Origin of the sequence: Pseudomonas sp. Xaverov 83, assembly GCF_019352905.1 — a bacterium.
GTDB lineage: Bacteria > Pseudomonadota > Gammaproteobacteria > Pseudomonadales > Pseudomonadaceae > Aquipseudomonas > Aquipseudomonas yamanorum.
The window spans coordinates 249,554-276,342 of sequence record NZ_JAAAFU010000011.1 but is presented as its reverse complement, the minus strand read 5'-3'; the positions used below and the strand labels follow the sequence as shown (position 1 = coordinate 276,342).

The 26,789-nt window shown below is 61.4% G+C and carries 19 protein-coding genes; 5 read left to right on the top strand and 14 right to left on the bottom strand.

Annotated features, from left to right (window positions below):
* Positions 1–65: 65 nt before the first annotated feature.
* From K0H47_RS05670 to K0H47_RS05650, 5 genes are all read right to left on the bottom strand, one after another.
* On the bottom strand, positions 66–1,472 hold the full coding sequence (locus K0H47_RS05670) for a PIG-L deacetylase family protein (protein ID WP_219272159.1): 1,407 nt from the start codon (positions 1,470–1,472) through the stop codon (positions 66–68).
* Positions 1,469–2,365 (bottom strand): GNAT family N-acetyltransferase, encoded by an 897-nt coding sequence (locus K0H47_RS05665; protein ID WP_076015510.1) that lies wholly within the window; start codon positions 2,363–2,365, stop codon positions 1,469–1,471. Before K0H47_RS05665 ends, K0H47_RS05670 begins: the two co-directional genes overlap by 4 nt.
* Complete coding sequence (locus K0H47_RS05660) at positions 2,366–4,123, bottom strand: carbamoyltransferase (RefSeq protein ID WP_063033420.1); 1,758 nt, start codon at positions 4,121–4,123, stop codon at positions 2,366–2,368. It lies immediately after the preceding gene.
* Positions 4,124–4,277: 154 nt separating this feature from the next.
* Positions 4,278–4,631, bottom strand: a complete 354-nt coding sequence (locus K0H47_RS05655) for a YceK/YidQ family lipoprotein (RefSeq protein WP_063033421.1) — start codon at positions 4,629–4,631, stop codon at positions 4,278–4,280.
* Positions 4,632–4,684: 53 nt separating this feature from the next.
* Positions 4,685–5,017 carry a YceK/YidQ family lipoprotein gene (locus K0H47_RS05650; RefSeq protein WP_201143015.1) on the bottom strand — a complete coding sequence of 111 codons (333 nt, stop codon included), beginning with the start codon at positions 5,015–5,017 and terminating at the stop codon, positions 4,685–4,687.
* 157 nt (positions 5,018–5,174) lie between these two features.
* On the opposite strand from K0H47_RS05650, the gene K0H47_RS05645 reads away from it, so the two are divergent.
* Positions 5,175–7,265: a TonB-dependent receptor gene (locus K0H47_RS05645; RefSeq protein WP_219272157.1), complete on the top strand. Its 2,091-nt coding sequence runs from the start codon at positions 5,175–5,177 to the stop codon at positions 7,263–7,265.
* Between the two features lie 66 nt (positions 7,266–7,331).
* Here K0H47_RS05645 and K0H47_RS05640 read toward each other — a convergent pair whose 3' ends face one another.
* From K0H47_RS05640 to glnE, 8 genes are read right to left on the bottom strand one after another with little or no spacing between them, the layout of a single operon-like run.
* Positions 7,332–8,774, bottom strand: coding sequence for a lipopolysaccharide kinase InaA family protein (locus tag K0H47_RS05640; RefSeq protein WP_219272155.1), 1,443 nt, complete (start codon positions 8,772–8,774; stop codon positions 7,332–7,334).
* On the bottom strand, positions 8,774–9,526 hold the full coding sequence (locus K0H47_RS05635) for a lipopolysaccharide kinase InaA family protein (protein ID WP_063033424.1): 753 nt from the start codon (positions 9,524–9,526) through the stop codon (positions 8,774–8,776). The genes K0H47_RS05640 and K0H47_RS05635 overlap by 1 nt, the downstream gene beginning before the upstream one ends.
* Positions 9,523–10,257, bottom strand: a complete 735-nt coding sequence (locus K0H47_RS05630; protein WP_003209451.1) for a lipopolysaccharide kinase InaA family protein — start codon at positions 10,255–10,257, stop codon at positions 9,523–9,525. Before K0H47_RS05630 ends, K0H47_RS05635 begins: the two co-directional genes overlap by 4 nt.
* Entirely contained in the window at positions 10,257–11,063 is an 807-nt protein-coding gene (gene rfaP / locus K0H47_RS05625; protein ID WP_063033425.1) for a lipopolysaccharide core heptose(I) kinase RfaP, read from the bottom strand. Before rfaP ends, K0H47_RS05630 begins: the two co-directional genes overlap by 1 nt.
* On the bottom strand, positions 11,060–12,184 hold the full coding sequence (locus K0H47_RS05620) for a glycosyltransferase family 4 protein (RefSeq protein WP_201143018.1): 1,125 nt from the start codon (positions 12,182–12,184) through the stop codon (positions 11,060–11,062). The genes rfaP and K0H47_RS05620 overlap by 4 nt, the downstream gene beginning before the upstream one ends.
* Entirely contained in the window at positions 12,184–13,242 is a 1,059-nt protein-coding gene (gene waaC, locus K0H47_RS05615; RefSeq protein ID WP_017478297.1) for a lipopolysaccharide heptosyltransferase I, read from the bottom strand. The genes K0H47_RS05620 and waaC overlap by 1 nt, the downstream gene beginning before the upstream one ends.
* 1 nt (position 13,243) lies before the next feature.
* Positions 13,244–14,278: a lipopolysaccharide heptosyltransferase II gene (waaF, locus tag K0H47_RS05610; RefSeq protein WP_093202457.1), complete on the bottom strand. Its 1,035-nt coding sequence runs from the start codon at positions 14,276–14,278 to the stop codon at positions 13,244–13,246.
* 55 nt (positions 14,279–14,333) lie between these two features.
* Positions 14,334–17,273: a bifunctional [glutamate--ammonia ligase]-adenylyl-L-tyrosine phosphorylase/[glutamate--ammonia-ligase] adenylyltransferase gene (gene glnE, locus K0H47_RS05605; RefSeq protein WP_219272154.1), complete on the bottom strand. Its 2,940-nt coding sequence runs from the start codon at positions 17,271–17,273 to the stop codon at positions 14,334–14,336.
* Between the two features lie 383 nt (positions 17,274–17,656).
* Here glnE and aceE point away from each other — a divergent pair, with 383 nt between their 5' ends.
* The 4 genes from aceE (at position 17,657) to msrA (ending at position 25,691) form a co-directional block, all read left to right on the top strand.
* Positions 17,657–20,302, top strand: coding sequence for a pyruvate dehydrogenase (acetyl-transferring), homodimeric type (aceE, locus tag K0H47_RS05600; RefSeq protein ID WP_063033429.1), 2,646 nt, complete (start codon positions 17,657–17,659; stop codon positions 20,300–20,302).
* A gap of 11 nt (positions 20,303–20,313) precedes the next feature.
* Positions 20,314–21,963 (top strand): dihydrolipoyllysine-residue acetyltransferase, encoded by a 1,650-nt coding sequence (aceF, locus tag K0H47_RS05595; protein WP_063033430.1) that lies wholly within the window; start codon positions 20,314–20,316, stop codon positions 21,961–21,963.
* Positions 21,964–22,278: 315 nt separating this feature from the next.
* Positions 22,279–24,969 (top strand): bifunctional diguanylate cyclase/phosphodiesterase, encoded by a 2,691-nt coding sequence (locus K0H47_RS05590; RefSeq protein ID WP_063033431.1) that lies wholly within the window; start codon positions 22,279–22,281, stop codon positions 24,967–24,969.
* A 74-nt stretch (positions 24,970–25,043) separates the two neighbouring features.
* On the top strand, positions 25,044–25,691 hold the full coding sequence (msrA, locus tag K0H47_RS05585) for a peptide-methionine (S)-S-oxide reductase MsrA (RefSeq protein ID WP_063033432.1): 648 nt from the start codon (positions 25,044–25,046) through the stop codon (positions 25,689–25,691).
* A gap of 123 nt (positions 25,692–25,814) precedes the next feature.
* On the opposite strand, the gene K0H47_RS05580 is transcribed toward msrA, so the two are convergent.
* Positions 25,815–26,651, bottom strand: coding sequence for a 23S rRNA (adenine(2030)-N(6))-methyltransferase RlmJ (locus K0H47_RS05580; protein ID WP_093202466.1), 837 nt, complete (start codon positions 26,649–26,651; stop codon positions 25,815–25,817).
* Positions 26,652–26,789 lie beyond the last annotated feature (138 nt).

Sequence of the window (26,789 nt, the reverse complement as noted above, 5' to 3'; positions counted from 1 at the left end):
GCTGCGGGCACGCAGCCCGGCGAAAAAGGGGCGGCAGGCCCTGCAAGCCTGCCTTCAATAAGGTCTCAATCCTGCTTTAAAACCCAGAGCAATTCATGGCGGCGCACCGCCTTGCGGAAGAATTCATTCTCTCCGTAAGGCGATGGACTACGGCCCGCCAATAATTGCTGCAACCACCTGCGCACGCGGCGCTTGAACGGCGCCCGCGGCTGCAAGTCGTGCATCATGCCCAGGGCCATGGCCTTGTCTTGCTGCTGGTTCAGCGTGAGCGGCAAGCTGCAAGGCACCAGTTCAAGCGCAGCATCAAAACGCGGCGGCAAGGCCACGCCAGCGCCCGAGTCGCCCATGGGCCAACGATCATTATCATGCAGGTGGTTGGCGTAGCCGAGCAATGTACCCGGCTGCCACTCCAGGCCTTGCAAGGCTTCGAGGATCGCGGCGTGGGCGCAGATGTGATCCGGGTGCGGATCCAGCAGCGGTGTTGGCAACACGATCACCTGGGGGCGCGCCTTGAGCAGCAACGCCCGGAGGTCGGCAATCAGGTTGTTCCAGGTCGGGGCACCGTCCACATCCCCGGGCAAGGCCAGGGCATTGAACTGGCGAAACAGCCGCGTATCGTCCAACTGGGCTTCCCGGGAAGCCTGGGGCTGATCTGGCGCGGCCTGCATCGCCGGCAGTTGCATGCAGAAGTAGCCCAACTGCACGCACTGCGCCTCGGGTACGCCCGCCCAACGCGGCACGGTGACGCTATCCCAGGCACGCAGGCGGCCTTTTAGGCGTGCGGCATCGGCCTTGGGCATGCCCATTTGCTGATAGTGATCGGCTTCGATTTCGCCCGCTGTAAGGGTGACGATCCAGCTCTCATCGGCTTGGCTGTAGAGGCTGAAGGCGGCCAGCTCGGCATCGTCGGCATGGGGCGCAATGACCATCACGCGCTGGTGACGGTAATCCGGCTGGCGGAACAACCACAGCGTCGGCTGCCCCTTGATCCGGCAGAAACGCCCGCGCAAGCGCAGCTTACCTCCGGACAGCGCTTCGCCCATGCCTGTCAGGTTGAGATAGCGCCGCCCTGCGACACCTCGCTCGAAGACTTGCCGGTCTGGTGCATCCAGGCCCGACACCTCTACCGCAGGATCGAAAAAACGCCCCAGCCACGAGCTTTTGAGTTCAACCCCTACGATCAGGGTTTCATCGCCCACCAAGGGCACGTCCAACAGCAGGCGTCCTGCTTCAAGACGCAGCCCCGCGCACTCGCTCCCTTCAGGAAACGCGTACTCATAGTCGTCTTTAGGCGAGTAGAACAGATGGTCGGCAAACCAGGCTTCATGCGCGGCCCACAACACCACGGCCAGCAGCAGCGGCAACCACCAGGCCACCAGCACACCCACGGCCACCAGCAGCAACAGGCCCACCAACAACACAATACGCTTGTTGCGCCGATGCTGCTTGAGCAGTTGCTGTTTGCGACTCATACGCTGAACACCGGCACTGGATTACACCAGCGCTCCTTGTATTCACGATCGGAACGCCCGAAGGAGAAACGCAGCGGCTTGTCACTGGCCCGCGCTTGCTCCCAGGCACTTTGGGTATTCAGGAAGCTCAACACGCTGCCAGGACTGAATGCCTTGGTTTCCGGGTCGACACCGCCGTTGACGTACTCGGCGCTGACCCATTCCGGCGCCTGCACCTGATACACCAGTTGCACGGCAATCGCAGCGTCATTGAGAAACAGCACCGAGCCGAACAGGAACTCCTTGAGCAGCTCCAGCACTTCGGCCAGACGTTCGGCCCCTGCGGCCGGGAAACCCCAGCGCCGCTGGAACAGGTCGCAGTAAATCGCCGCCAGTTCGCTGCTGGAAAACTCGCTGACCGCCCGCACCACGCCGCCCGCCTCTTCCAGCAAACGCAGTTCGCGGCGCTGGTTGTAGCGAAACTTCTTCGACAGCTCTTCCGGTGTGCGCGCCATGGCCAACTGCTCGGCCTGGGGCTTGAGGGTGCTTACGCGCCCCTCATTCAGTGCAGAGAGATAACGCGCGCGATGGCGCAGCGGCAACTGCGCATCGGCGGCAATCGGCAGGATGATCTCGGCGTTACCCAGATCAAACAGGCCTTTTTTGCCTTTGCGCTTGAGCACGTCCTTGGACAGGGCCAGGTCGCGCCCCCAGGTAGCAATTGCACCTTTCAGCTCGCCGTCCTGCTCCCAGCCCAGGTAACGCACCGGAATCTGCGCCAGGTGCGCCAGCCGTTCGACGATCTGCGGATGGGTTGCCACGCTGCCACCAAAACGCTGCCAGGCCTGGGCGTAAACCTCGGCCTCGACAGGCGTCCAGCCACGTTCACGCCAGCCCTGGAAGCGGTTCAGCATTTAAACCACAGCGTCATAAGGGTCCACGCCGTCCTTGACCACCAGGATGTCTTCCATGATCAAGTACTGCAGGTCGGAACCGAAGAACATGTTCAGCGCATCAGTCGGCGAGCAGATCATCGCTTCACCACGACGGTTGAGCGAGGTGTTCAGCGACACGCCGTTGCCGGTCAGCACTTCCAGCTCTTTCATCATGTCGTAGTAGCGCGGGTTGTATTCGCGCTTGAGCACCTGGGCACGGGAGGTTCCATCTTCATGGACCACTTCCGGCACGCGGGTTTTCCACTCTTCCGACACCTCGAAGGTGAAGGTCATGAACGGCGCCGGGTGATCGACCTTGATCATCTGTGGCGCAACGGTGTCGAGCATCGACGGGCAGAATGGCCTCCAGCGCTCGCGGAACTTGATCTGGTGGTTGATCCGGTCAGCCACGCCGGTAGCGCTTGGGCAACCGATGATCGAACGACCGCCCAAGGCACGCGGGCCAAACTCCATGCGGCCCTGGAACCAGGCCACCGGGTTGCCGTCGACCATGATCTTGGCGATGCGCTTGGGCATGTTTTCGATCTTGCGCCAGACCGGCTTGCTCTCGTGCTTGGCGCACGCGGCGATCACGTCTTCGTTGCTGTAGGACGGGCCGAGATAGACGTGTTCCATCTTCTCCACCGGTACACCACGGGCGTGGGACACGTAGGCTGCCGCACCGACCGCGGTGCCGGCATCGCCGGACGCCGGCTGTACAAACAGCTCCTTGACGTCGTCACGGGCAATGATCTTCTGGTTCAGCTTGACGTTCAGTGCACAGCCGCCGGCGAAGGCCAGCTTGCCGGTGTCTTTGAGGATGTCGCCCAGGTAATGGTCGATCATCTGCAACGCCAGCTTCTCGAACAGTGCCTGCATGCTGGCCGCGTAGTGGATGTACGGCTCGTCGGCGATATCGCCTTCGCGCTTCGGACCCAGCCACTCGATCAGCTTCGGCGAGAAGTAGAACCCCTTGCCCTTCTCTTTGTAGCGGCGCAGGCCGATGACGTTGGCGTAGTCGGTGTTGATCACCAGCTCGCCGTTTTCAAAGGAGGCCAGGCGCGAGAAATCGTACTTGCTGGCATCGCCATACGGCGCCATGCCCATGACCTTGAACTCACCGTCGAGCATCTCGAAACCGAGGAACTCGGTGATCGCGCCATACAGGCCGCCGAGGGAGTCCGGATCGTAGAATTCCTTGATCTTGTGGATCTTGCCGTTTTCGCCGTAGCCGAAGAAGGTGGTGGCGTACTCGCCCTTGCCGTCGATCCCGAGAATCGCGGTCTTCTCCTGGAAACCCGAGCAGTGGTAGGCGCTGGAAGCGTGGGCCAGGTGGTGTTCAACCGGTTCGATCTTGATTTTCTTCGGATCGAAGCCCAGTTGCTCCAGGCACCAGACGATCTTGTTGCGATAGCGCTTGTAGCGACGGTTGCCCATCAGGATCGCATCGAGGGCGCGGTCCGGGGCGTACCAGTAACGCTTGGCATAGTGCCAGCGGGCCTCGCCGAACAGGCTGATGGGGGCGAACGGAATCGCGACCACGTCAACGTCGGAAGGCTTGATACCGGCTTGTTCCAGGCAGAACTTCGCCGACTCGTAGGGCATGCGGTTCTTTGCATGTTTGTCGCGTACGAAGCGCTCTTCTTCGGCGGCAGCGATCAGCTTGCCGTCGATATACAAGGCTGCGGAAGGATCATGGCTAAGGGCGCCGGACAGGCCAAGAATCGTCAATGCCACAGGGGTCTAGCCTCTTTTAGTCTGCATGCAGGCGCGTCACGCCTGAAAAAAGTGTGCTTCTCGCCTGGGCGAGAAACAGCTAAAGGGCGGGATTATAGCGTAAACACGGCGCGGGATGATCTAGGGATTGTGGCGACCGGTTGTCACTGCAGACCTAGCGGAATATCTCGATGCTGCCGTCCCTGTTCTGGCGGTAAACCGTGTAGGGCAGCACGAGGGTGTCGAGCAAGCCGGAGCCCACGAGCTCGGCGGCGAAGATCGGCAGGGAGCCGGAGGCATCGCGGGTGTGCTCTTTGGTGGTGTCGGGGGCGCCGTTCAGTGTGCAAAAACCGTAGATCACCCCACTGTAGATACGCGGCACGTTTTCACAATAACTGCGCGATTCCTTGAGGTTCTGGCTGGCAACGGCGTCCGGGCGAAACACCGTGTTGATGGTGCCGCAACCGGTGGTGGATACCAGTACAGCGGCGAGAAGACATTTGGTTGCAAGACTCACGGACAACTCCATTTGGCATAAGTGTGGGCGTTCATCCCTGGCCCATATAACCCTACTGGATCCGTTTATGAACCCGGGCGCCAATAAATACTGATGTTGCCATCGGTACCTTGGCGATAAACCGTGTAGGGCAGGGCTACTGTATCAACAATGCCCGAGACCGTTATATCCAATAGAACGAACGGCACCAGTATTCCAGTAGGGTCCGGCACGGCATGCAGCAGGCAGAAATCGAAGGCGACGCCACTGTAGACACGAGGAATCGACTGGCAATAGGTTTTTTGCTTTCTGAGTTCACGTGCCGCTGCCGCATCCTCGCGCAATACCGTATTGGCCGTTCCACAGCCGCTCAACACAAGGATTCCAATGCTTAGCGCAGCAGTCATTTTTAGTGTCATGGCCAGCCCTCTGAATGGTCAGCAACGCTAACATTGGCCCTGTTCGTGCCCCAGACCCCGTGCACCGCCGCGCCATGTAGGAGGATTCCGAAATGGTAAAAGCTGGCTGAATCGTTAAACTCGCGCACTTTTGTGCGTCATGGATGCTGGTTTACTCATGAAAGTTGCTGCCCCCAAACGCTTCGCCCTGTTGCTTCCCGGCCTTCTGGGACTGTGTAACGGCGCCCTGGCCGACGAGGCTCCGCTGGTCCTCGACCCCAGCGTGGTCACCGGCTCGCGTAGCGCTAGCCCGTCGTTTGACCTGCCTTATTCCGTGGACAGCATCAGCCGTGAGCAAATCAGCGACGGCCAACTGGGCATCAATGCCTCCGAAGCCTTGTCCCGCGTGCCTGGCCTGGTGGTTCAAAACCGCCAGAACTACGCCCAGGACTTGCAGATTTCCTCCCGTGGCTTCGGTGCCCGCTCGGCGTTTGGGGTGCGCGGTATCAAGCTGATCGCCGACGGCATCCCTGCCAGCACCCCGGACGGCCAGGGCCAGGCCGCCACGTTCAACCTCGACACCGCCGAGCGCATCGAAGTCCTGCGCGGCCCGGCCGCTACGCTCTATGGCAGCAATGCGGGCGGCGTAATCCAGATGTTTTCCCGCAACGGCGAAGGCCCACCGCGCATCGGCGCCGAGACGCTGGTGGGCAGTGACGGCCTGAGCAAGAACCATCTGACCGCCGAAGGCGCGGCAGACGGCGCAGGTTTTGTGCTGGACGCCTCGCGCATGGACACCGATGGCTATCGCGACCACAGCAGCGCCCGCCGCGACCAGACCTTTGCCAAGCTGAATTTCGAGCCCGATGAAGACAGCAAGCTGGCGCTGATCTACAGCAGCCTGGAGCAAAACGGCACCCAGGATCCGCTTGGGCAGGCGTGGGATGCATACAAGGCTGACCCGCGCTCGGTCAGCAGCGCCGCCGAGCTGTACAACACCCGCAAGAGCATTGACCACCAGCAAGTGGGGATGAATTACGAGCGGTACTTTGGTGAGGCAACGCTGCAGGTGAATGCCTATACCGGGCGGCGGAGTGTGATTCAGTATTTGTCGATTCCCAAGGGAACGCCCGCCAACGAACGCGGCGGCGGCGTGGTGCAGTTCGACCGCAAGTTCTACGGCGGCTCCGTGCGCTGGATGCAGCCAATCGACAGCGTGCCGGGCGAGCTGATGATCATCACCGGCCTGGATTTCGACCAGAGCGAAGACAGCCGCCACGGCTACCAGAACTACAGCGGCAACACCCTTGGCGTAAAAGGCCAGCTACGCCGGGATGAAATCGACACCGCCCGCAGCCTCGACCCCTACATCCAGGCCAACTGGGCCATCGACCGCTGGACCCTGCAAGCCGGAGTCCGCCACAGCACCATGGAACTGGACGTCGACGACCAGTTCCTGAGTAACGGCGACTCCAGCGGCAACAAGACCTACCAGAAGAACACGCCGTCCGTCAGCGTGATGTACGCCTTCACGCCCGACCTGCACGGCTACATCAGTGCCGGCAAGGGTTTCGAGACGCCGACTCAGGCGGAGTTGGCCTATGCGCCAGGCAATATCGAAGGGTTCAACTTCGGCCTGAAGCCGTCTGAAAGCACGCAATATGAAGTGGGCTTGAAGGCACAGCTGAGCGACACCCGGATCAACGCCGCTGTCTTCCAGATCACCACCGAGGACGAGTTGGTGGTGGATCAATCGATCGGCGGCCGCACCAGCTACCAGAACGCCGGCCGCACCCTGCGCCGCGGCTTCGAACTGGGCATCGAAAGCCAGCTCAGCGAACAGTGGAGCACCAACATCGCCTACACCCGCCTGCAAGCCACCTACGACAGCGACTTCATCGGCGGCGGCAAACCGGTGGACAAAGGCAACTACCTCCCCGGCGTCCCGCAAACCACGTTATTCGCCGAACTGAACTGGAAACCCCGGGACTGGGTCAGCACCGCCCTGGAAGGCATGTACCGCAGCAAGGTCTACGTCGAAGACACCAACCAGCAACACGCGGCACCGGGCTACAGCGTATTCAACTGGCGCGCACGGTTTGAGCAGAAGGTGGAGCACTGGACGTTTCACCAAACCCTGCGCTTGGATAACCTGCTGGATCGCCAGTACGTAGGGTCGGTGATTGTCGGAGACGGCAATGGCCGCTATTACGAAGCAGCGCCGGGACGCTCGTGGTACGCCGGCGCAGGCGCCGAGTACACCTTTTAGAAACTGACATCGAACTTGTGGCGAGGGAGCTTGCTCCCGTTGGGCCGCGCAGCGGCCCCAAAACCCCTACCCCACTGCCTTTGGCAACCGCTGGTCAATCACCCGATACAACGCACTGCTCTCAGGCCAGTTACGCATAAACCTTGCCCGATCCCTGGCATATGCCGGAGCGAAGCTGCTCAAGGACGTGTGCTGACACATCGAATCAAGGTCGATAAGCGCCCAGCGATCCGTGTGCCAGAACAGGTTGTGCCCCTTGAAATCCCCATGGCTGATGCGCTCGCGGATCAACTCTGCAAACAAGTAATCCAGGGCCTGCAATTCGGCCTCGGGCGCCTCGCCACTTTCAACGTACGGCGCAAACCGCTCGATGATGTCCGGCCCCGGCAGGTACTCGGTCACCAGGTACGCCCGGCTGCGCAGCCACAGGAAACGCTTTTCCAGCAACGCCAGCGGCTTGGGCGTGGCGATACCGAGGAACGCCAGGCGATTGCCTTCGCGCCACGAATGCCAGGCCCGGCTCGGCCGCCAGAAACGCTTGAGCCAATGGGCAAAACCCTTGATGTTGTAGCGTTTGATCACGAGGGGCCGACCGCCCACCTCGACCTTGGCGACACTGGCTGCACCACCGGTCTTATACAGGTGGCCCTGATCCAGCAGCGCGTCGGCCTGCTCCAGCACCGGCAGCATCGACGCTTCTTCCTCACGACGGGTCGCGCGCAACGCGAATGGCCCGCGCACCACACTGAACAACGTGCACTCACGGCCAACCTTGCTCAGGAAATCCTTCAAGCGCCAGGCACTGACTTTACGTACCTGCTTTTGCAGCGCTTCCAGCGGCAAGGCATGCTCGCCATTGCTCAGCAGATAATGCACCAGCAGCTCTTCGGTAAATGGCTCGAGGTTTTTCGGCAACTGTGCGAAAAACACCCCGAGGTTTTCCAGCACCCGGTTGCGCGACAGCGGCTTGCCCGCCTCTTCGACACAGATCCCGGCACCATCGATCAGATACAGCTTGCCGTCCTGGCGCAGCAGGTTGTCCAGGTGCAGGTCTTCCTGCCACAAGCCTTTGGCGTGCATCTGCGCAATCGCACCCAGCGCTTCGGCCAGCACCGCCTGCTGCTCGTCAGCCAGCGGCGGCAAGGCTTCGACGGCATGCCAGGCATCGGCCAGGCTGTCGGCGCCTTCCAGAAACTCGAACAGCAGCCAACCGCCCTCACCTTCTTGCAGACCATCGGCCAGCAACAGCGGCGTGGTCAGGCCTTGCTCAGCCAACAACCGCACGCCCCTGAGTTCACGCTGAAAATGCCGCGCCGCCTTGCTGCCCACCAGCAGTTTGGCCAGCACCGGGCGCCCGCGCCACACGGCTGCGCCGACATAGCGCTGGCCCGGCAATACCCGCAGCAAACTGAGCAATTGCAACTGCCCAGGCCCGGCAGCGTCCGCCAGCTCGATGCTCAAGGGCAGGCTGGGTGTACGGCCGGCATTTTTCAGTTCGGACAAACGCATCAGCGCTTCTCCTTGTGAGTACGACGGGCTGCCAGGCGCTGATGCCAAGTGGCGACCAACGCGCTGCTCTCAGGCTGATCCAGATACGCCGCCAACAGCTGGCGCACCTGATCGTCCGACCATTGCGGCGCACGGCGCAACAGCGGTTCCAGGTCCTTGACCCGATCACGCCAGCCAAACAGCAGCGGGCGGGTTTTCTCCAGGTCGATCAATTGTGCCGCATACCCGTCGCCGGTGGCCTGCAGGAAAATATGCTTGGGATAAAAACAGCCATGCACCTGGCCCACGCTGTGCAACTGACGAGCAAGCTGACCGCAGGCCAGCAGGATTGCCCGCTGCTGCACGTCGCTCAACTCAGACCATTGCTCCAGCAATGAATCCAGATCATTCCAACCATCCAGCGCCCGGGTCAGCAACATCGCCCGATGCTCTCCGGCCACTTTGCGCTCACCGAAAAACGCCGCCTGCAACGCCGGAATACCCAACTGCCGATAGCGGCTGATGTTACGAAACTCGCGGGCAAAACTCGGCTCGCCAAACGGGCGGTGCAAGGTGCGCGTCAGGTAGTTGCTCTGGCGCTTGAGGTAGTAGCCCTGGCCTTCGAGTTCGAGGCGAAACACGCTGCTCCAGCCGCCGCGGCTGGTATTGGGCTCGTCCACGGCATCCAGTTGCTTGGCCCACAGCGCGTCGAAAGTGCCGAGGCCGTTGCGCTCAAGCAATGCTCGATCTTCGGCCGCCAGGAAATCACTCATTCTCGCCCCTCGAAAAACTTCACCACGTGGCGAATTCGCTGTTTGTCCGCCGCGCTCAGGTGCTTGCGCTGACGGTATTGCATGTAGAAGCGCAGGCGCTGGGTGGCCGACAAGTGATACTTGGCGACCTTGTCCAGGCAGGCCAGGTCCTTGGTGATACGGTATTTGAGCCAGAACCCGCGCCAGAAATCGCCGTTGGGGCAATCGATCAGGTACAGGGTTTGCTGGTCGTCCACCAACAAGTTGCGCCACTTCAAATCGTTATGGGTAAACCGGTGGTCGTGCATGGTCCGCGTGTATTCAGCGAGCTGGCGACTGATCTTGTTGACCCACACCGGGTCGGACAGTTGCGGGTCATTGCGCTCGGCCAATGCCGACAAATCTTCGGTCTTGGGCAGCTCGCGCGTGATCATCGCCCCACGGTGATAAGCCAGGCCTTTGCGTTCCAGGCCCCAGGCGATCACGTCGGCGGTGGGAATGCCCCACTTGGCGAAGCGCTTGAGGTTCTGCCATTCAGACTTGACCCGTGGCTTGCCCAGGTAGCGGCGCAACCCCTTGCCCGCGCCGACGTAGCGCTTGACGTAATAGTTGACCCCACCGCGCTCCACGCGAATCACTTCGGATAGTGGATCGCGGGTCAGCCGCTCGCCTTGCAGGGCGAACACGGCTTCCAGGCTACCAAAGTCATCCGCCAGGGCGGCGTAAGCGGGTTCCAGGTTCCAACCCGCCATCAGAGCGCATCCCCGTAGCGTTGCTTGCGGTCGTAGAGCTTGGCCGCCTTGCGTTCCAGCCATCCCAGCAAGGCGGCTTCTTCAGCGAGAATCTGGCGCAGTGGCTGCTGGAAGTAACCCTTGAGGAAGCGCAGTTTGTCGCGGCGGGTCAGGCCGATGTCCAGGGCCGAGAAGTACAGCGCGGCCAGGTCCTTGTTGCGCCAGCGCAACGGAATCTTCGAACGTACCTGGGCACGGTGCAGGTCGATCACCGACAGCTTGAAATCATCGGCTACCAGCGGCTTGTCGGTGTGCAGCAGGAAATGGCAGATGTAGCAGTCACGGTGGTTGACCCCGGCGCGGTGCATCATGCCGGTCATGCGCGCCACTTCGGCGATCAGCGCATGCTTGATCACAGGCGCCGGCGGCTGCTTGACCCAGTCCATGCTCAGGTCTTCGAGGCTGACGGTCGGCGCCAGTTCTTCGGTGACGATGAATGAGTGCTGGTCCGCCGGGTTGCTGCCCTTTTCGCCGTAAGCGACGGCGGTCATGGTCGGTACGCCCACTTCCTGCAAACGCTGGATCGCCAGCCATTCCTGGCCCGCGCCCAACACCGGCAACTTGGCGGTGATCAGGTTCTTGAGGATTTCGGCCCAGCCGATCCCCCGGTGGATCTTCACGAAAAAGCCGTGGCCGTCCACTTCCGTACGCAAGGTACGGCGGGCATCCAGTTCACGGTACACCTGACCGTCCAGCTTCTCGACTTCGGCGAACGCATCGCGTCCGGCCCACAGGGTCTTGAACGGTTCGGCAAGAATCAACTTCATCGGTTTGGCTCCGCCAGAATCAGGTCCGCAGCGTACTGCGGCATGCTATAGAGGTCGGCCGTCTCAGCGAAGGCCAGACCATTGCGGCTCCAGGCCGCGCGCGCTTGTGGATCGTCGAGCATGTCGACCAGGTACTGATTGAGTTGGGCCTGCTCGAACGGTTCGTCCAATACCCGGCCATTCTGGGCCTTGTCGATGTAAAACGCGTAACCGCAGACCTTGCTCACCAGTACCGGGAGGCCGGCGACCACCGCTTCGATCAGCACCATGCCGGCCGCCTCGTTGTACGCGGGGTGGATCAACAGGTCCGCGCCCAGCAGAAAGCGCGGGATATCGCTGCGCCCCTTGAAGAACTGCACCTGATCGCCCAGGCCCAGCGCAGCACTCTGCAATTGGAATACTTTGGGGTCGTCCTGGCCGATTACAAATAGCCGGGTGCGTTTCTTCAGGTTCGACGGCAGCGCGGCCACGGCTTTGAGGCTGCGATCGACGCCCTTGGTCTTGAAGCCCGAGCCGATCTGCACCAGCAGCAAATCATCTTCGGCCAGGCCGAATTCGCGACGAAACTCAGCGCGGATCTCGGCAGCGTTGGGCGGCGCGCGGCGGTCGCGGGCGATACCCGGCGGCAACAAGTGAAAACGCTCGGCCTGGGTGCCGTAATACTGGGTGAACAGCTGCTGCTGGTGCTCGGACAGCACCATGATCTGCGTCTTGGCGTCCTTGTCGAACACCGCACGCTCGTATTCGGCAAAGTGCTTGTATCGGCCAAACCAGCGGTACATCGGGTTGCGCAGGGTCTGCGCCTTGTCTTCGAACACACCGTCGGCGGCGAAGTACAGGTCCAACCCCGGCATCTTGTTGAAGCCCACCACGCGGTCCACCGGGCGCTTGGCCAGGTCGGCCTGGATCCAGGCGTAGAGCTTTTCATTGCGCCGATGGTTGACCAACGCCTTGACCGGCGCCACCAGCACTTCGAAGCCCGGCGGCACGTCACCTTCCCAGATCAGCGTGTAGACGCGGATCTTGTGGCCGCGCTTCTGGCACTCCAGGGCAATGCGCATGAAGTCGCGCTGCAGGCCACCAAAGGGGAAATACTTGTAGAGGACAAAAGCCAGTTGCATCAGTGTTCCTCAGCCAATAACAACGTGCTTAATCGCGTTGCGACACGCTCAGGGTTCAGGCGAGTGAAGCACAGGGGCCACTCGCGCTTGAGATCAAACCGGCGCTGGTCTTCAGCGGTCGGTTGATAGGTGCATTTCTTTTGCAGGCACGGCGCACACGGAAAATCGCTGGCCAGGTGGACCTGCGCCTTGCCGTAGGCGCCGGTCAGGCCTGGATTGGTGGGGCCGAACAGGGAAATCGTCGGCACATCCAGCGCGGCCGCCAAGTGACCAAGACCGGTGTCGACTGCGACACACGCCTTGGCACTCGCCAGCACTCGCGCCACGCCCGCCAGGTTCAGCTTGGGCAGCACTTCAGCGTTCTTCAGGCCGCTGGCCAAGCGTTCAGCCCGAGCCTTTTCGGCGGCATTGCCCCACGGCAACTTCACGTCCACGCCGAAGCGGTCCATGCGTTCGGCCAGGTCGCGCCAGTAGGCTTCCGGCCAGTGCTTGGTGTCCCAGGTGGTGCCGTGCAGCAGCAGTACAAACGGTTTTTTCGGCGGCAGGCCCAGCAGCTTGTCGACGCTGAGGCCGTAGTCGCCCAAGCCCTTGGGAAGGTCGTAGCCCAGTGCGACGGCAAACAGCTGGCGCAAACGCTCCACCGCATGCTGCCCACGGGCCACGGCCAAACGCCGGGAATAGAAGTGCGCCGCCAACGGTTCGCGAGCCGACTGCTTGTCGAAGCCGGCAACGGGAGCACGTACGTAGCGGGTCAGCCAGGCGCTTTTCAACAGGCCCTGAGCATCGATCACCAAGTCGTATTTGGTCGACTGCACGCTCTTTTTGAAGCGCCGCCATTCGCCACTCTTGAAGGTCTGCCAGAGGTTCTTGCGCCAGCGGCGGATCGCCACCGGGATCACCTTGTCCACCGCCGGGTGCCAGGTGGGAATCTCGGCGAAGCCTTCTTCCACCACCCAGTCAAACCGGATGCCCGGGATCGCCCGCGCCGCGTCGGTCAACGCCGGCAAGGCATGAATCACGTCGCCCAGGGATGAGGTCTTGATTACCAGAACCCGCAACTTAACGGACCTCGACCACAGTGCCCTGCAACCGCTGCAACGCGTCGCTGACAGGTTGCGGCAGCAACTGGCGCAGGCAGTTGTAGTGGCCGAAGCGGCAGGTGCGATCAAAACACGGGCTGCAATCCAGGCCCAGGCGCACCACTTCGACCTTGTCGGCCAACGGTGGGGTAAACCCGGGAGATGTAGAGCCGTACACCGCTACCAGCGGGCGGTTCAGCGCCGCGGCCACGTGCATCAGGCCAGAGTCGTTGGACACCACCGAATCGGCGCAGGACAGCAAGTCGATGGCCTCGGCCAGGGACGTGTCGCCGCTGAGGTTGACGGCTTCTTCCCGCAGGCCCGGGATCAGACGCTGGCGAATGTCCTCGCCCACCGAATGATCGTTTTTCGAGCCAAACAACCAGACTTGCCAGCCCTCGCGAATCTTCATCTCCGCGACCTTGGCGTAATGCTCCGACGGCCAGCGCTTGGACTCGCCAAACTCGGCGCCAGGGCACAGCGCCAGCACCGGACGGTCCAGCTCCAGGCCGAACTTGGCCAGGGCTGCGTCGCGGGTAACCGGGTCGATTTGCAGGCTCGGGCGCGGATACGGTGCAAGCAGCTCGGCACCCGGCGCGTAGGCCAGGGCCATGAAGCGCTCGATCATCAGCGGGTAGCGGGCCTTGTCGAGCTTGCGCACATCATTGAGCAGGCCATAGCGAAACTCGCCACGCCAGCCGGTGCGCTTGGGAATACCGGCGAAGAACGGCACCAGCGCCGATTTCATCGAGTTGGGCAACAGTATCGCCTGATCGTACTGGCCAGCCAGGGACTTGCCGATACGTCGACGGGTCGCCAGTTCCAGCGCGCCATGGCCGAGCGGGAAGCTCAAAGCCTGACGCACCTCGGGCATACGCTCAAGAATCGGCCGGCTCCACTCGGGGGCGAGCACGTCGATTTGGCAGTCGGGATGGCGTTGTTTCAGGCACTGGAACAGTGTCTGTGCCATCACCATGTCACCGACCCAACTGGGCCCAACGATCAGAATATTCATGTAGTTTCCACAAACGATACGGGGAGGCTCATGCCTCCCCGCCTTATATAGTGTTTCAGCTTAACCCCAGTTCATGCCAGATTCGCTGCACCTGGCGCCGTTCGTCAGCGAACTGATCCCCGGCAACGGTCCCGGCCTCGTTCTGCAAGGCCTGGCGGTGAGCGGCGGAACGGTAGGCTTTATACACCTCGCGCAGCAAATGGGCATCGGCAGCGGGCATCAGCCCGACCTGCTCCAGCCCTTCCAGAATGCGGATATTGTCGGTGTAGCGCGGCAACGATGGATGTTGCGCAGACCACGCCAAAGCCGCGTATTGCACCATAAATTCAATATCGACGATACCTCCGGCGTCCTGCTTGAGGTCGAACGCCACCGTGGGTTCGAAGGCATTCGCCGCCGTTCCCGCCGCCGTGGACTTGGTACCGAGGTTGTCGCGCATCTTGGCGCGCATCTCGCTGACCTCCTGGCGCAGCTTGTCCAGGTCCTGTGCACGGCCGAGCACTTGCGCCCGCACCTGCTCGAAAGCACGCCCCACATCCTGACTGCCCACCAGCACCCGCGCACGTACCAAAGCCTGGTGCTCCCAGGTCCAGGCTTCGTTTTCCTGATAGCGCGCAAAGGCGCCCAGGGAACTCACCAGCAAACCGGATGCGCCCGAAGGCCGCAGGCGCATGTCCACCTCATACAATTGCCCGGAGTTGGTCTGGGTGGTCAGCAAGTGAATGATCCGCTGGCCCAGTCGGGTAAAGAACTGCGCGCCGTCGATCGGCTTCGCCCCGTCTGTTTCGGCTTGCGGGTCACCGTCATGAATAAACACCAGGTCCAGGTCCGAACCATGCCCCAATTCGATGCCGCCGACTTTCCCATAACCGACAATGATGAAGCCAGGATCGCACAAGGTGCCGTCCACCCGTTGCGGCGAGCCGTGACGGGCGACGGTCTGGCGCCAGGCCAGGGCCAGCACTTGCTCGAGGATGGCTTCGGCGAGCCAGGTCAGGTAGTCGCTGACTTTCATCAGCGGCAGGCTGCCGGCGATTTCCGAAGCGGCCACCCGCAGGCGGTGGGCCAGTTTGAAGTGACGCAGGGCTTCCATCTGCTGCTCAAGGTCATCTTCGGGGATACGTGTCAGGCGCTCGCGCAATTCGGCGGCCAGTTCCGGCGCCAGCGGCGGCTTGAACAGGCGTCCTTCGTTGAGCAATTCGTCCAGCAGCAGCGGGAAGCGGGTGATCTGTTCGGCAATCCACGGGCTGGCGGCGCACAGGGTCAGGAGGCGACGCAGGGCGTCGGGGTTTTCCGTCAGCAGCACCAGATAAGCGGAACGCCGGGCGACGGCTTCGACCAAGGGCAGGACGCGCTCCAGCACCAGATCCGGGTTGGCGTGCTCGACAGCCTGGGCCAGCAGACGTGGGATAAACGCATCCAGGCGCTCGCGACCCAATCGCTGCATGGCACGCAGTTGTGGACTGCTGCGCAGGCCGGCCAAGGCTTTCAAGGCCTTGGGCGCGTCGGCAAAACCACCCTCCTGCAACTGTCGGCAAGCCGCTTCTTCGTCCTGGGACTCCTCCCACAACGGCAACCACTCACCGCCCACCACCAGCTCGCGCTCTTCGCCCTCTTCTTCATCCGGGTCGGCAATCACCTGGCGGAAATGCCAGTCCACCCGGCCACGCCAGTACATCAGGCGCTCATGGAACGCAGCCCAGTCCGGGAACCCCATCATGAAGGCAATCCGCGCCTGGTCTTCGGTGCCGTCCGGGAGCATCTGCGTCTGGCGATCGGCAATCGCCTGGATCGCGTGCTCGGTGTAGCGCAGGAATTCATAGCCATCGCGCAGCTCAGCAATCACCGCCGGTGGCAGGTAGCCCTGGCCTTCCAGGGTGCCCAGCACTTTTAACAGCGGGCGTTGTTGCAGGCTCAGGTCGCGGCCGCCGTGGATCAGTTGGAACGCCTGGGCGATAAATTCGACTTCACGAATGCCGCCCGAGCCCAGCTTGATGTTCTCGGCCATGCCCTTGCGCCGCACTTCCTGCTGGATCAACTGCTTCATGGTGCGCAGCGCTTCGATGGCGGAGAAGTCCAGGTAACGCCGGTAGACAAACGGTCGCAGCATGTCGAGCAGTTGTGCGCCAGCCACCTGGTCACCCGCCACCACCCGCGCCTTGATCATGGCGTAGCGTTCCCAGTCGCGGCCCTGATCCTGGTAGTACTGCTCCAGCGCGTTGAAGCTGAGCACTAGCGCCCCGGCTGAACCGTAGGGCCGCAGGCGCATGTCGACGCGGAACACAAAGCCGTCGACGGTCATCGGGTCCAGGGCCTTGATCAGTTTTTGACCAAGACGGATGAAGAATTCCTGGTTATCCAGAGAGCGCTTCACGCCGACCGTGTCGCCGCCTTCGGGGTAGGCAAAGATCAGGTCGATATCGGACGACAGGTTCAGCTCCACGGCACCGAGCTTGCCCATGCCGAGGATGACCATGTGCTGCGGTTCACCGCTGCGACGACCAGTGGGGGTGCCGAACAAGGCGCAGTGGCGCTGGTACAACCATTGATACGCCTGGTCGATGCTGGCGTCAGCCATGTCCGATAGATCGCGGCAGGTTTGCACCAGGTCCGCCTGTCGGGTCAGGTCGCGCCAGATGATCCGCACTTGCTGGCGCGTGCGCTGGCGTCGCAGAACGCGGCCCAGCTCGTCTTCTGTCTGGGCTTGCTGCACGGCAACCGCAATCTGCCCGCACAGCTCGCCGGGGGCAAAGCCGCGGTCCAGCTCGCCCCAGGCCACCAGTTCCAGCAACATCAAAGGGTCACGAACACTCTGTTCAATGACGAAATCACTGGCGGCGCACACACGGGCGAAGTCAGCCCAACGTTGCGGCGTCCACTCAGAAAGGCCATTATCGCCGTCCAATCCGGCCACGGCGTCACGAAATGACTGCTCGGCCCGCTTGGCAAATGGAAGCAGGATGGCCGGTAGTTCGGCCTGCATTGGAAGGCTCATGGTCTATCCTTGATCGGCGCGTAAAGGGCTTGTAGCTGTGAACGCAAGAACCACGCTCGGTGAAGGACTGTCGAACAAAGGTTAGAAATAGCTGAAAATTTTTCTTTTTTGGCAGTCAACATCAATTCTCTACCCTTTCTTGTTCGCAAAAGATCAACAATAACGATTATGCTCGCCAGCTAGACCGAGCAATCCGCTCAGTCTTGTGTAGTTTTACTACTCGTATATACATTCGAAAGGCTGAAATGGCCGACGATTTGTAGTAAAACTACAGGACGCCGAAGCAACCTTCGGCCATCCAAGAATTTATGTCGTCTGCCCACAAGGCCAGTCGCAAACTTCAGGCAACCGATTCTGGTAGCCTTTCCGCCCTGGAGCAAGCCATGCAAGACCTCGATCCCGTCGAAACCCAGGAATGGCTGGACGCCCTGGAATCGGTTCTCGACAAAGAAGGCGAAGACCGTGCTCACTACCTGATGACCCGTATGGGCGAACTCGCGACCCGCAGCGGCTCGCAACTGCCCTACGCCATCACCACGCCGTACCGCAACACCATCCCGGTAACCCACGAAGCACGCATGCCTGGCGACCTGTTCATGGAACGCCGCATTCGCTCGTTGGTACGCTGGAACGCCATGGCGATGGTAATGCGCACGAACTTGAAAGATTCTGACCTGGGCGGTCACATCTCCAGCTTCGCTTCCAGCGCAACCCTGTATGACATTGGCTTCAACTACTTCTTCCAGGCCCCGACCGAAGAACACGGCGGCGACCTGATCTACTTCCAGGGTCACACCTCGCCAGGCGTCTACGCCCGTGCGTTCATGGAAGGCCGCATCACCGAAGAGCAAATGAACAACTTCCGCCAGGAAGTCGACGGCCAGGGCCTCTCGTCCTATCCGCACCCTTGGCTGATGCCTGATTTCTGGCAGTTCCCGACGGTATCCATGGGCTTGGGCCCGATCCAGGCGATCTACCAGGCACGCTTCATGAAGTACCTGGAAGCCCGTGGCTTCATCCCTGAAGGCAAGCAGAAAGTCTGGTGCTTCCTGGGCGACGGCGAGTGTGACGAGCCGGAATCCCTAGGCGCCATCTCCCTGGCTGGCCGCGAGAAGCTGGACAACCTGATCTTCGTCATCAACTGCAACCTGCAGCGCCTCGACGGCCCGGTTCGCGGCAACGGCAAGATCATCCAGGAACTCGAAGGCGTGTTCCGCGGTGCTCAATGGAACGTGACCAAAGTCATCTGGGGCCGTTTCTGGGACCCACTGCTGGCCAAAGACGTCGACGGTATCCTGCAACGTCGCATGGACGAAGTCATCGACGGCGAGTACCAGAACTACAAAGCCAAAGACGGCGCGTTCGTACGTGAACACTTCTTCAACTCGCCAGAGCTCAAGGCGATGGTTGCTGATCTGTCCGACGACGAGATCTGGAAACTCAACCGTGGCGGCCACGACCCGTACAAGGTCTACGCGGCGTACCACGAAGCGGTCAACCACAAAGAGCAACCAACCGTCATTCTGGCCAAGACCATCAAAGGTTATGGCACCGGTGCCGGCGAAGCGAAGAACACCGCGCACAACACCAAGAAAGTCGATGTCGACAGCCTGAAGTTGTTCCGCGACCGCTTCGACATCCCGGTCAAGGACGAAGAGCTGGAGAACCTGCCGTTCTTCAAGCCAGAGCCAAACAGCGCCGAAGCCCGCTACCTCAGCGAGCGTCGCACTGCACTGGGCGGTTTCGTGCCACAGCGCCGCGCCAAGAGCTTCAACATCCCGACTCCGCCACTGGATACCCTCAAGGCTATCCTGGACGGTTCGGGCGACCGTGAAATCTCCACCACCATGGCCTTCGTGCGGATCCTCGCGCAGCTGGTCAAGGACAAGGAAATCGGCTCGCGTATCGTGCCGATCATCCCGGACGAAGCCCGTACCTTCGGTATGGAAGGCATGTTCCGTCAGTTGGGCATCTACTCCTCCGTCGGCCAGCTCTACGAGCCAGTCGATAAAGACCAGGTGATGTTCTACAAGGAAGACAAGAAGGGCCAGATCCTCGAAGAAGGCATCAACGAAGCGGGCGCCATGAGCTCCTTCATCGCTGCCGGTACGTCGTACTCCAGCCACAACCAGCCGATGCTGCCGTTCTACATCTTCTACTCGATGTTCGGTTTCCAGCGTATTGGCGACCTGGCTTGGGCAGCAGGCGACAGCCGTACCCGTGGCTTCCTGATCGGCGGTACTGCCGGCCGGACCACGCTGAACGGCGAAGGCCTGCAACACGAAGACGGCCACAGCCACATCCTGGCGGGCACCATCCCGAACTGCCGCACCTTTGATCCAACCTACGGCTATGAGCTGGCGGTGATCATCCAGGACGGCATGAAGAAGATGACCGAAGAACAGCAGGACGTTTTCTACTACATCACCGTGATGAACGAGTCCTACCAGCAACCAGCCATGCCGGCCGGTGTCGAGGAAGGCATCATCAAGGGCATGTACCTGCTCGAAGAAGACACCAAGGAAGCTGCTCACCACGTGCAACTGATGGGCTCCGGCACCATCCTGCGCGAAGTGCGTGAAGCGGCAAAAATCCTGCGTGAAGAGTTCAACGTCGGCGCTGACGTATGGAGCGTTACCAGCTTCAACGAACTGCGTCGCGACGGCCTGGCCGTAGAGCGCAGCAACCGCCTGCACCCGGGCCAGAAGCCTGCGCGCACCTACGTTGAAGAGTGCCTGGCTGGCCGTAAGGGTCCGGTTATCGCCTCTACCGACTACATGAAGCTGTTTGCTGAACAAATTCGTCAGTGGGTACCGTCCAAGGAATTCAAAGTCCTGGGCACCGACGGTTTCGGCCGTAGTGACAGCCGCAAGAAGCTGCGTCACTTCTTCGAAGTCGACCGTCACTTCGTGGTGTTGGCAGCCCTGGAAGCCTTGGCTGACCGTGGTGAAATCGAACCTAAGGTGGTAGCTGACGCTATCGTCAAGTTCGGGATCAACCCGGAAAAACGCAACCCACTGGACTGCTGAGGAGACTTTCTGTGAGCGAACTCATTCGCGTACCTGACATCGGCAGCGGTGAAGGTGAAGTAATTGAACTGTTTGTGAAGGTCGGCGACACCGTCGAAGCCGACCAGAGCATCCTGACCCTGGAGTCGGACAAGGCGAGCATGGAAATTCCTGCTCCCAAGGCCGGCGTGGTCAAGAGCCTGAAAGTGAAGCTGGGCGATCGCCTGAAAGAAGGCGACGAACTGCTTGAGCTGGAAATCGAAGGTGCCGCTGATGCGGCCCCTGCGGCGGCCGCTCCTGCTGCGGCCCCTGCTGCCGCTGAAAAACCTGCCGCTGCTGCCGAGGCCCCTGCGGCCCCGGCTGCTGCACCGGCAGCGCCTGCCGCCGCTACTGTCCAGGACATTCATGTTCCGGACATCGGTTCGTCGGGCAAGGCCAAGATCATCGAGCTGCTGGTTAAAGTCGGCGACACCGTCGAAGCCGACCAGTCGCTGATCACCCTGGAGTCCGACAAAGCCTCCATGGAAATCCCTTCGCCGGCTGCCGGCGTGGTGGAAAGCATTGCCGTGAAGCTGGAAGACGAAGTCGGCACTGGTGACTTCATCCTCAAACTGAAAGTCGCGGGCGCTTCGGCTCCTGCTGCTGCCGCTCCAGCCGCCGCTGCTCCGGCCGCCAAGGCTGAAGCTGCACCTGCTGCCGCCCCTGCGCCTGCTGCAAAAGCCGAGGCCGCACCGGCTCCGGCGGCTGCACCTGCGCCAAGCGGTGCCAAGGTTCATGCCGGCCCTGCCGTGCGCCAACTGGCCCGTGAATTCGGCGTCGAGCTGAGCGCTGTGTCGGCCACTGGCCCACACGGCCGCGTGCTGAAGGAAGACGTGCAGGTTTACGTCAAATCCATGATGCAGAAGGCCAAGGAAGCTCCGGCAGCCGGTGGCGCTACCGGTGGTTCGGGCATTCCGCCGATCCGCACCGTCGACTTCAGCCGCTTTGGCGAAATCGAAGAAGTGCCGATGACCCGCCTGATGCAAATCGGCGCGGCAGGCCTGCACGCCAGCTGGCTGAACATCCCGCACGTGACCCAGTTCGACCAGGCCGACATCACCGACCTGGAAGCTTTCCGCGTTGCGCAGAAAGCCGTGGCCGAGAAGGCCGGCGTGAAGCTGACCGTGCTGCCCCTGCTGCTCAAGGCTTGCGCACACCTGCTCAAGGAACTGCCGGACTTCAACAGTTCGCTGGCACCTAGCGGCAAGGCGATCATTCGCAAGAAGTACGTGCACATCGGCTTTGCAGTCGACACTCCGGATGGCCTGCTGGTACCGGTCATCAAGAACGTCGACCAGAAGAGCCTGCTGCAGCTTGCCGCTGAGGCCGCTGCACTGGCTGCCAAGGCCCGCGACAAGAAGCTCACCCCGGACGATATGCAGGGCGCGTGCTTCACCATCTCCAGCCTCGGCCACATTGGCGGTACTGGCTTCACGCCAATCGTCAACGCGCCGGAAGTGGCGATCCTGGGTGTTTCCAAGGCCACTATCCAGCCTGTATGGGACGGTAAAGCGTTCCAGCCGAAGCTGATGCTGCCACTGTCGCTGTCCTACGATCACCGTGTGATCAACGGCGCGGCTGCCGCACGCTTCACCCAGCGCCTGAGCCAGTTGCTGAACGACATCCGCACCATCCTGCTTTAAGCCACAACAGGTCTTCTGCCCATGCAGGAGACCTGGCTTCACCGATTTCCGAGCGCCACGCTCGTACCTCAACCCCGCCAATTGGCGGGGCTTTTTTTGCCTGCTTTCCAGGCAAAACCTGGACACGGAAATCGAGGTTGTACACCGCCCATCACCCCGGTTGTAGAAAACCGTTCGCTGGCCGATAACCCACTTATAGCACTTAGCCTTCATCCTCTCTTGTCAGCCCGTGCCGCATGATGCAACCTTGCCGCAGGCAACAGTAAAGAGGGCGTGAGCCCGGCGCGAAGCGCATTTTTCCAAGCGAGTTTCCCCATGAAAAGCCAACCCGATGTCGCCCGTACGGCGGCCGAGGTAGTGACGCAATTACCGGTGCCTTCGCGCCTCGGTATGCTGCGTTTCGAGCGGCTTAATGAGGCAAGCTGGGCCCTGCTGTACCTCGACCCCAATTGCGAACGCCAATTCGGCCTGCCCGCCGTCGAACTGTGCGCCCTGGTCGGCTCCCCCTACGCCAGCCTGATGGAACCCCAAGCGCGTTATCAGCTGCATGACGCGATCCAGGAACAGCTGACCATCAGCCCCCATTACCTGGTGCGTTACACCCTGCACACCCATGACGGCCCATTGAGCCTGCTGGAGCTGGGTGAGGCCTACAAACAACACAACCGTCACCTGCTGCGTGGCTACCTGATGGTGGTCGATGGCCTGTTCAGTGATATTTCACTGGCCCCTGCCGTGGATCTCGAAAGCCAGAACAGCCGCTTGCAGATCGCCCTGGAACTCAACCAGCGCGCCCAGCAGGAACAGCTGCAACACCTTGAGCGAGTGCGCGCCCAGCAGGAACTGATCCTGCTGCTGGCCCGCCAGCGCTACAGCACCAACAACTCGCTGCAAGAAGCCGCCGAACTGATCACCCGCAGTGCCTGCGATATCTACCAAATCGACTGCGCCAGCATCTGGAACCTCGAGAACCAGCACCTGGTGCCGATTTCCGCCTATCACCGCGCCGATCAGCAGCACCACCTGCCCGAGCCTATCGATGCCAGTGGCTTCCCGGACTACCTGGAAGCCCTGCAAACCAGCCGCGCCATCGATGCCAACAACGCCCTTCGCGACCCACGCACCCGGGAAATGGTCGAGAGCCTGCGCCCGCGTGACATCCACGCCATGCTCGACGCCAGCATCCGGGTCGATGGCAATGTGGTCGGGGTGTTGTGCCTGGAGCAAAGTGGCAGCACCCGCGTCTGGCAGTCCGACGAGATCGCCTTTGCCGGCGAGCTGGCCGACCAGTTCGCCCAGGTGATCAACAACCACAACCGCCGTACCGCCACCAGCGCGCTGCACTTGTTCCAGCGGGCCGTGGAGCAAAGCGCCAACGCGTTCCTGCTGGTCAATTGCGACGGCGTGGTGGAATACGTCAACCCCAGTTTTACCGCGATCACCCAGTACAGCACCGAAGAAGTCCACGGCCACCAGCTGTCGGAACTGCCGGCGCTGGAGAACCTCAGCGAGCTGCTGTTCGACGCGCCTTCCAGCCTGGCCAAGAGCAACAGCTGGCAAGGCGAGTTCAAGAGCCGACGCAAGAACCTCGAACCCTACTGGGGCCAGCTGTCGATCTCCAAGGTCTATGGCGACAACCGTGAGCTGACGCACTACATCGGCATCTACGAAGACATCACCCAGACCAAGCTGGCCCAGCAGCGCATCGAGCGCTTGGCCTATACCGACAACCTGACCAACCTGGGCAACCGTCCGGCGTTCATCCGTAACCTGGACGAACGCTTTGCCCGGGACAGCGACAGCCCTATCAGCCTGTTGCTGGTGGACATCGACAACTTCAAGCGGATCAACGACAGCCTCGGCCACCAGACCGGCGACAAACTGCTGATCAGCCTGGCCCGGCGCCTGCGCAACAGCCTGACGGCCAGCGGTAGCCTGGCGCGGTTTGCCAGTAACGAGTTTGCCGTGCTGCTGGACGATACCGACCTTGAAACCGGCCAGCAGGTCGCCAGCCAGTTGCTGGCCACCCTCGACAAGCCGATGTTCGTCGACAACCAGTTGATCAGCGTCACCGGCTCCGTGGGCCTCGCCTGCGCGCCGCTGCATGGCCGCGACCCGCAAACCCTGATGCGTAACGCAGGCCTGGCGCTGCACAAGGCCAAGGCCAACGGCAAACACCAGGTACAGGTATTTACCGAGGCGCTGAACGCCGAGGCCAGCTACAAGCTGTTCGTGGAAAACAACCTGCGCCGCGCCCTGACCCAGAACGAACTCGACGTGTTCTACCAACCCAAGCTGTGCCTGCGCAGCGGTCGCCTGCTGGGGATGGAAGCGTTGTTGCGCTGGAACCATCCGGAAAAGGGCATGATCCGCCCTGACCAATTCATCAGCGTGGCTGAAGAGACCGGGCTGATCATCCCTATCGGCAAATGGATCGCCCGTCAGGCCTGCCGCATGAGCCGACAGCTGACCGCTGCGGGCCTGGGCAAGCTGCAAGTGGCAATCAACCTGTCGCCCAAGCAGTTTTCCGACCCGGACCTGGTGGCCTCGATTGCCACGATCCTCAAGGAAGAACAGCTGCCCGCCAACCTGCTGGAACTGGAGCTGACCGAAGGCCTGCTGCTGGAAGCCACCGAAGACACCCGCCTGCAACTCGACCAACTGAAGAGTTTTGGCCTGACCCTGGCCATGGATGACTTCGGTACGGGTTACTCGTCACTTAGCTACCTGAAAAAATTCCCGATCGACATCATCAAGATCGATCGCAGCTTTATTCATGAAATCCCGGACAACCAGGACGACATGGAAATCACCTCGGCGGTGATCGCCATGGCTCACAACCTCAAGCTCAAGGTGGTGGCCGAAGGCATCGAGACCGCCGAACAGCTGGCGTTCCTGCGCCGTCACCGTTGCGACGTCGGCCAGGGCTACCTGTTCGACCGGCCAATCCCGGGTTCCGAGTTGATCGAGAAGCTTAAACGCTATCCTCGCGGGCCAATCGCCTGACAGCGCGGTAACACTCGGGCAAACTGGCAGTCTGAATTCTTACCTGTAACTCAATCTGACTGAGAGGACTGATCATGGTCTTGCGCTCGGAAATTCTGGTGAACAAAAACGTGCTTCCTACTCAAGAACAAGCTTTGCCTGGCCGTGAAACCCCGATGTCCCTGCCCGAGACTCACTTCGTCAACGGCAACCCGCTGCTCGGCCCGTTTGTCGACAACGTAGAGTTTGCGATCTTTGGCCTGGGTTGCTTCTGGGGCGCAGAGCGCCGCTTCTGGCAGCGCGAAGGCATCGTCAGCACCGTGGTGGGTTATGCCGGTGGCTACACGCCAAACCCGACCTATGAAGAAGTCTGCTCGGGCCTGACCGGCCACAGCGAAGTGGTGCTGGTGGTGTTTGACCAGGACAAGATCAGCTACGAAGAACTGCTGAAGATGTTCTGGGAACTGCACAACCCAACCCAGGGCATGCGCCAGGGCAATGACATCGGCAGCCAGTACCGGTCGGTGATCTATGCGGTCAAGCCGGAGCACCTGGAGGCGGCGAAGGCCAGCGCGCAGGCTTATCAGAATGAACTGACCAAGGCCGGCCTGGGCACCATCACCACTGAAATCGAAGAAGCGCCGACGGTGTATTTCGCCGAGGCGTATCACCAGCAGTACCTGGCGAAGAATCCGCAGGGTTACTGCGGGATTGGCGGCACCGGCGTGACCTGCCCGATCTGATTGCACAAGATCGTTCCCACGCTCTGCGTGGGAATGCCGCTCTGGACGCTCCGCGTCTGCTCTGAAATTCGTGACGCAGAGCGTCACAGGATGCATTCCCACGCAGAGCGTGGGAACGATCAGTTACTCGGCGATAAGCCAATCCATCTGCCACCCACCCTGGGTTTGCCCAAGCTGCTTGGACAACCACGGCAGCAGCTCACGCAATTCTTCCTCCAAGCCCCACGGCGGATTGGCAATCGCCAGACCCGAACCGGTCAGGGTGTTCGGCGTGTCCAGCGGATGCACCAACAACTCCACCCGCAGCAACTTCGGTGCACCGGTACCGGCCAGGTCCTGGTAGAAACGACGCAACATGCGCTGGTCCTTCACCGGGTACCAGATCGCAGCCACTGTCTGGCGCATCCGGCTCACGGCTTCCTTGAGGGACGCGGCGCAGCGCTGCATCTCGTCGAGCTTTTCAAACGGCGGATCAATCAGCATCAGTGCACGCTTTTCCGGCACCGGCAGCAATGCCCGTGGCACGTGCCAGCCTTCGCCAAGGTGCACTTTCACCCGACGGTCGCCCTTCATGTTGTCCTTGAGCAGCAGGCCGTCTTCCGGGTGCTTCTCATTGAGCAACACGCGATCCTGAGGGCGAGTCAGACGTCGCGCCAGCTCCGGTGAGCCCGGGTAGTAGCGCAACTCGCCATCCGGGTTCATCTCGTGCAGCACACGCATGTAGTCGGCGGTCAGCGGCGGCAGGTCGGTCTGGCCCCACAGGCGGGCGATGCCTTCCAGGTATTCACCGGTACGGTTCGCCTGGTCGCCCTGCAGGTCGTACAGACCAATACCGGCGTGGGTGTCGAGATAGGCAAACGGCTGTTCCTTGCGCGACATCAGGGCGATGAGGCGGGTCAGGGTCAGGTGTTTGAAGACATCGGCGTGGTTGCCGGCGTGAAAGGCGTGACGATAATTCATGGTTGCTCCTGCGCAGGGGGCGAAGTTTACCTTTTACGCAGGCAAAGGTGCAGGGCTGCGCGTCAGGTGGTGCTTATGCCGCAAACACAGGGGCGCCGCCGAAAATAGTCTAATCGCCGGCGCGAAAGCGGATTTATT

Bases quoted from the DNA above. Each gene is read 5' to 3' on its own strand.
- K0H47_RS05670 (WP_219272159.1), bottom strand. From the start codon at position 1,472: ATGAGTCGCAAACAGCAACTGCTCAAGCAGCATCGGCGCAACAAGCGT.
- K0H47_RS05665 (WP_076015510.1), bottom strand. From the start codon at position 2,365: ATGCTGAACCGCTTCCAGGGCTGGCGTGAACGTGGCTGGACGCCTGTC.
- K0H47_RS05655 (WP_063033421.1), bottom strand. From the start codon at position 4,631: ATGGAGTTGTCCGTGAGTCTTGCAACCAAATGTCTTCTCGCCGCTGTA.
- K0H47_RS05650 (WP_201143015.1), bottom strand. From the start codon at position 5,017: ATGACACTAAAAATGACTGCTGCGCTAAGCATTGGAATCCTTGTGTTG.
- K0H47_RS05645 (WP_219272157.1), top strand. From the start codon at position 5,175: ATGAAAGTTGCTGCCCCCAAACGCTTCGCCCTGTTGCTTCCCGGCCTT.
- K0H47_RS05640 (WP_219272155.1), bottom strand. From the start codon at position 8,774: ATGCGTTTGTCCGAACTGAAAAATGCCGGCCGTACACCCAGCCTGCCC.
- K0H47_RS05635 (WP_063033424.1), bottom strand. From the start codon at position 9,526: ATGAGTGATTTCCTGGCGGCCGAAGATCGAGCATTGCTTGAGCGCAAC.
- K0H47_RS05630 (WP_003209451.1), bottom strand. From the start codon at position 10,257: ATGGCGGGTTGGAACCTGGAACCCGCTTACGCCGCCCTGGCGGATGAC.
- rfaP (WP_063033425.1), bottom strand. From the start codon at position 11,063: ATGAAGTTGATTCTTGCCGAACCGTTCAAGACCCTGTGGGCCGGACGC.
- K0H47_RS05620 (WP_201143018.1), bottom strand. From the start codon at position 12,184: ATGCAACTGGCTTTTGTCCTCTACAAGTATTTCCCCTTTGGTGGCCTG.
- waaF (WP_093202457.1), bottom strand. From the start codon at position 14,278: ATGAATATTCTGATCGTTGGGCCCAGTTGGGTCGGTGACATGGTGATG.
- glnE (WP_219272154.1), bottom strand. From the start codon at position 17,273: ATGAGCCTTCCAATGCAGGCCGAACTACCGGCCATCCTGCTTCCATTT.
- aceE (WP_063033429.1), top strand. From the start codon at position 17,657: ATGCAAGACCTCGATCCCGTCGAAACCCAGGAATGGCTGGACGCCCTG.
- K0H47_RS05590 (WP_063033431.1), top strand. From the start codon at position 22,279: ATGAAAAGCCAACCCGATGTCGCCCGTACGGCGGCCGAGGTAGTGACG.
- msrA (WP_063033432.1), top strand. From the start codon at position 25,044: ATGGTCTTGCGCTCGGAAATTCTGGTGAACAAAAACGTGCTTCCTACT.
- K0H47_RS05580 (WP_093202466.1), bottom strand. From the start codon at position 26,651: ATGAATTATCGTCACGCCTTTCACGCCGGCAACCACGCCGATGTCTTC.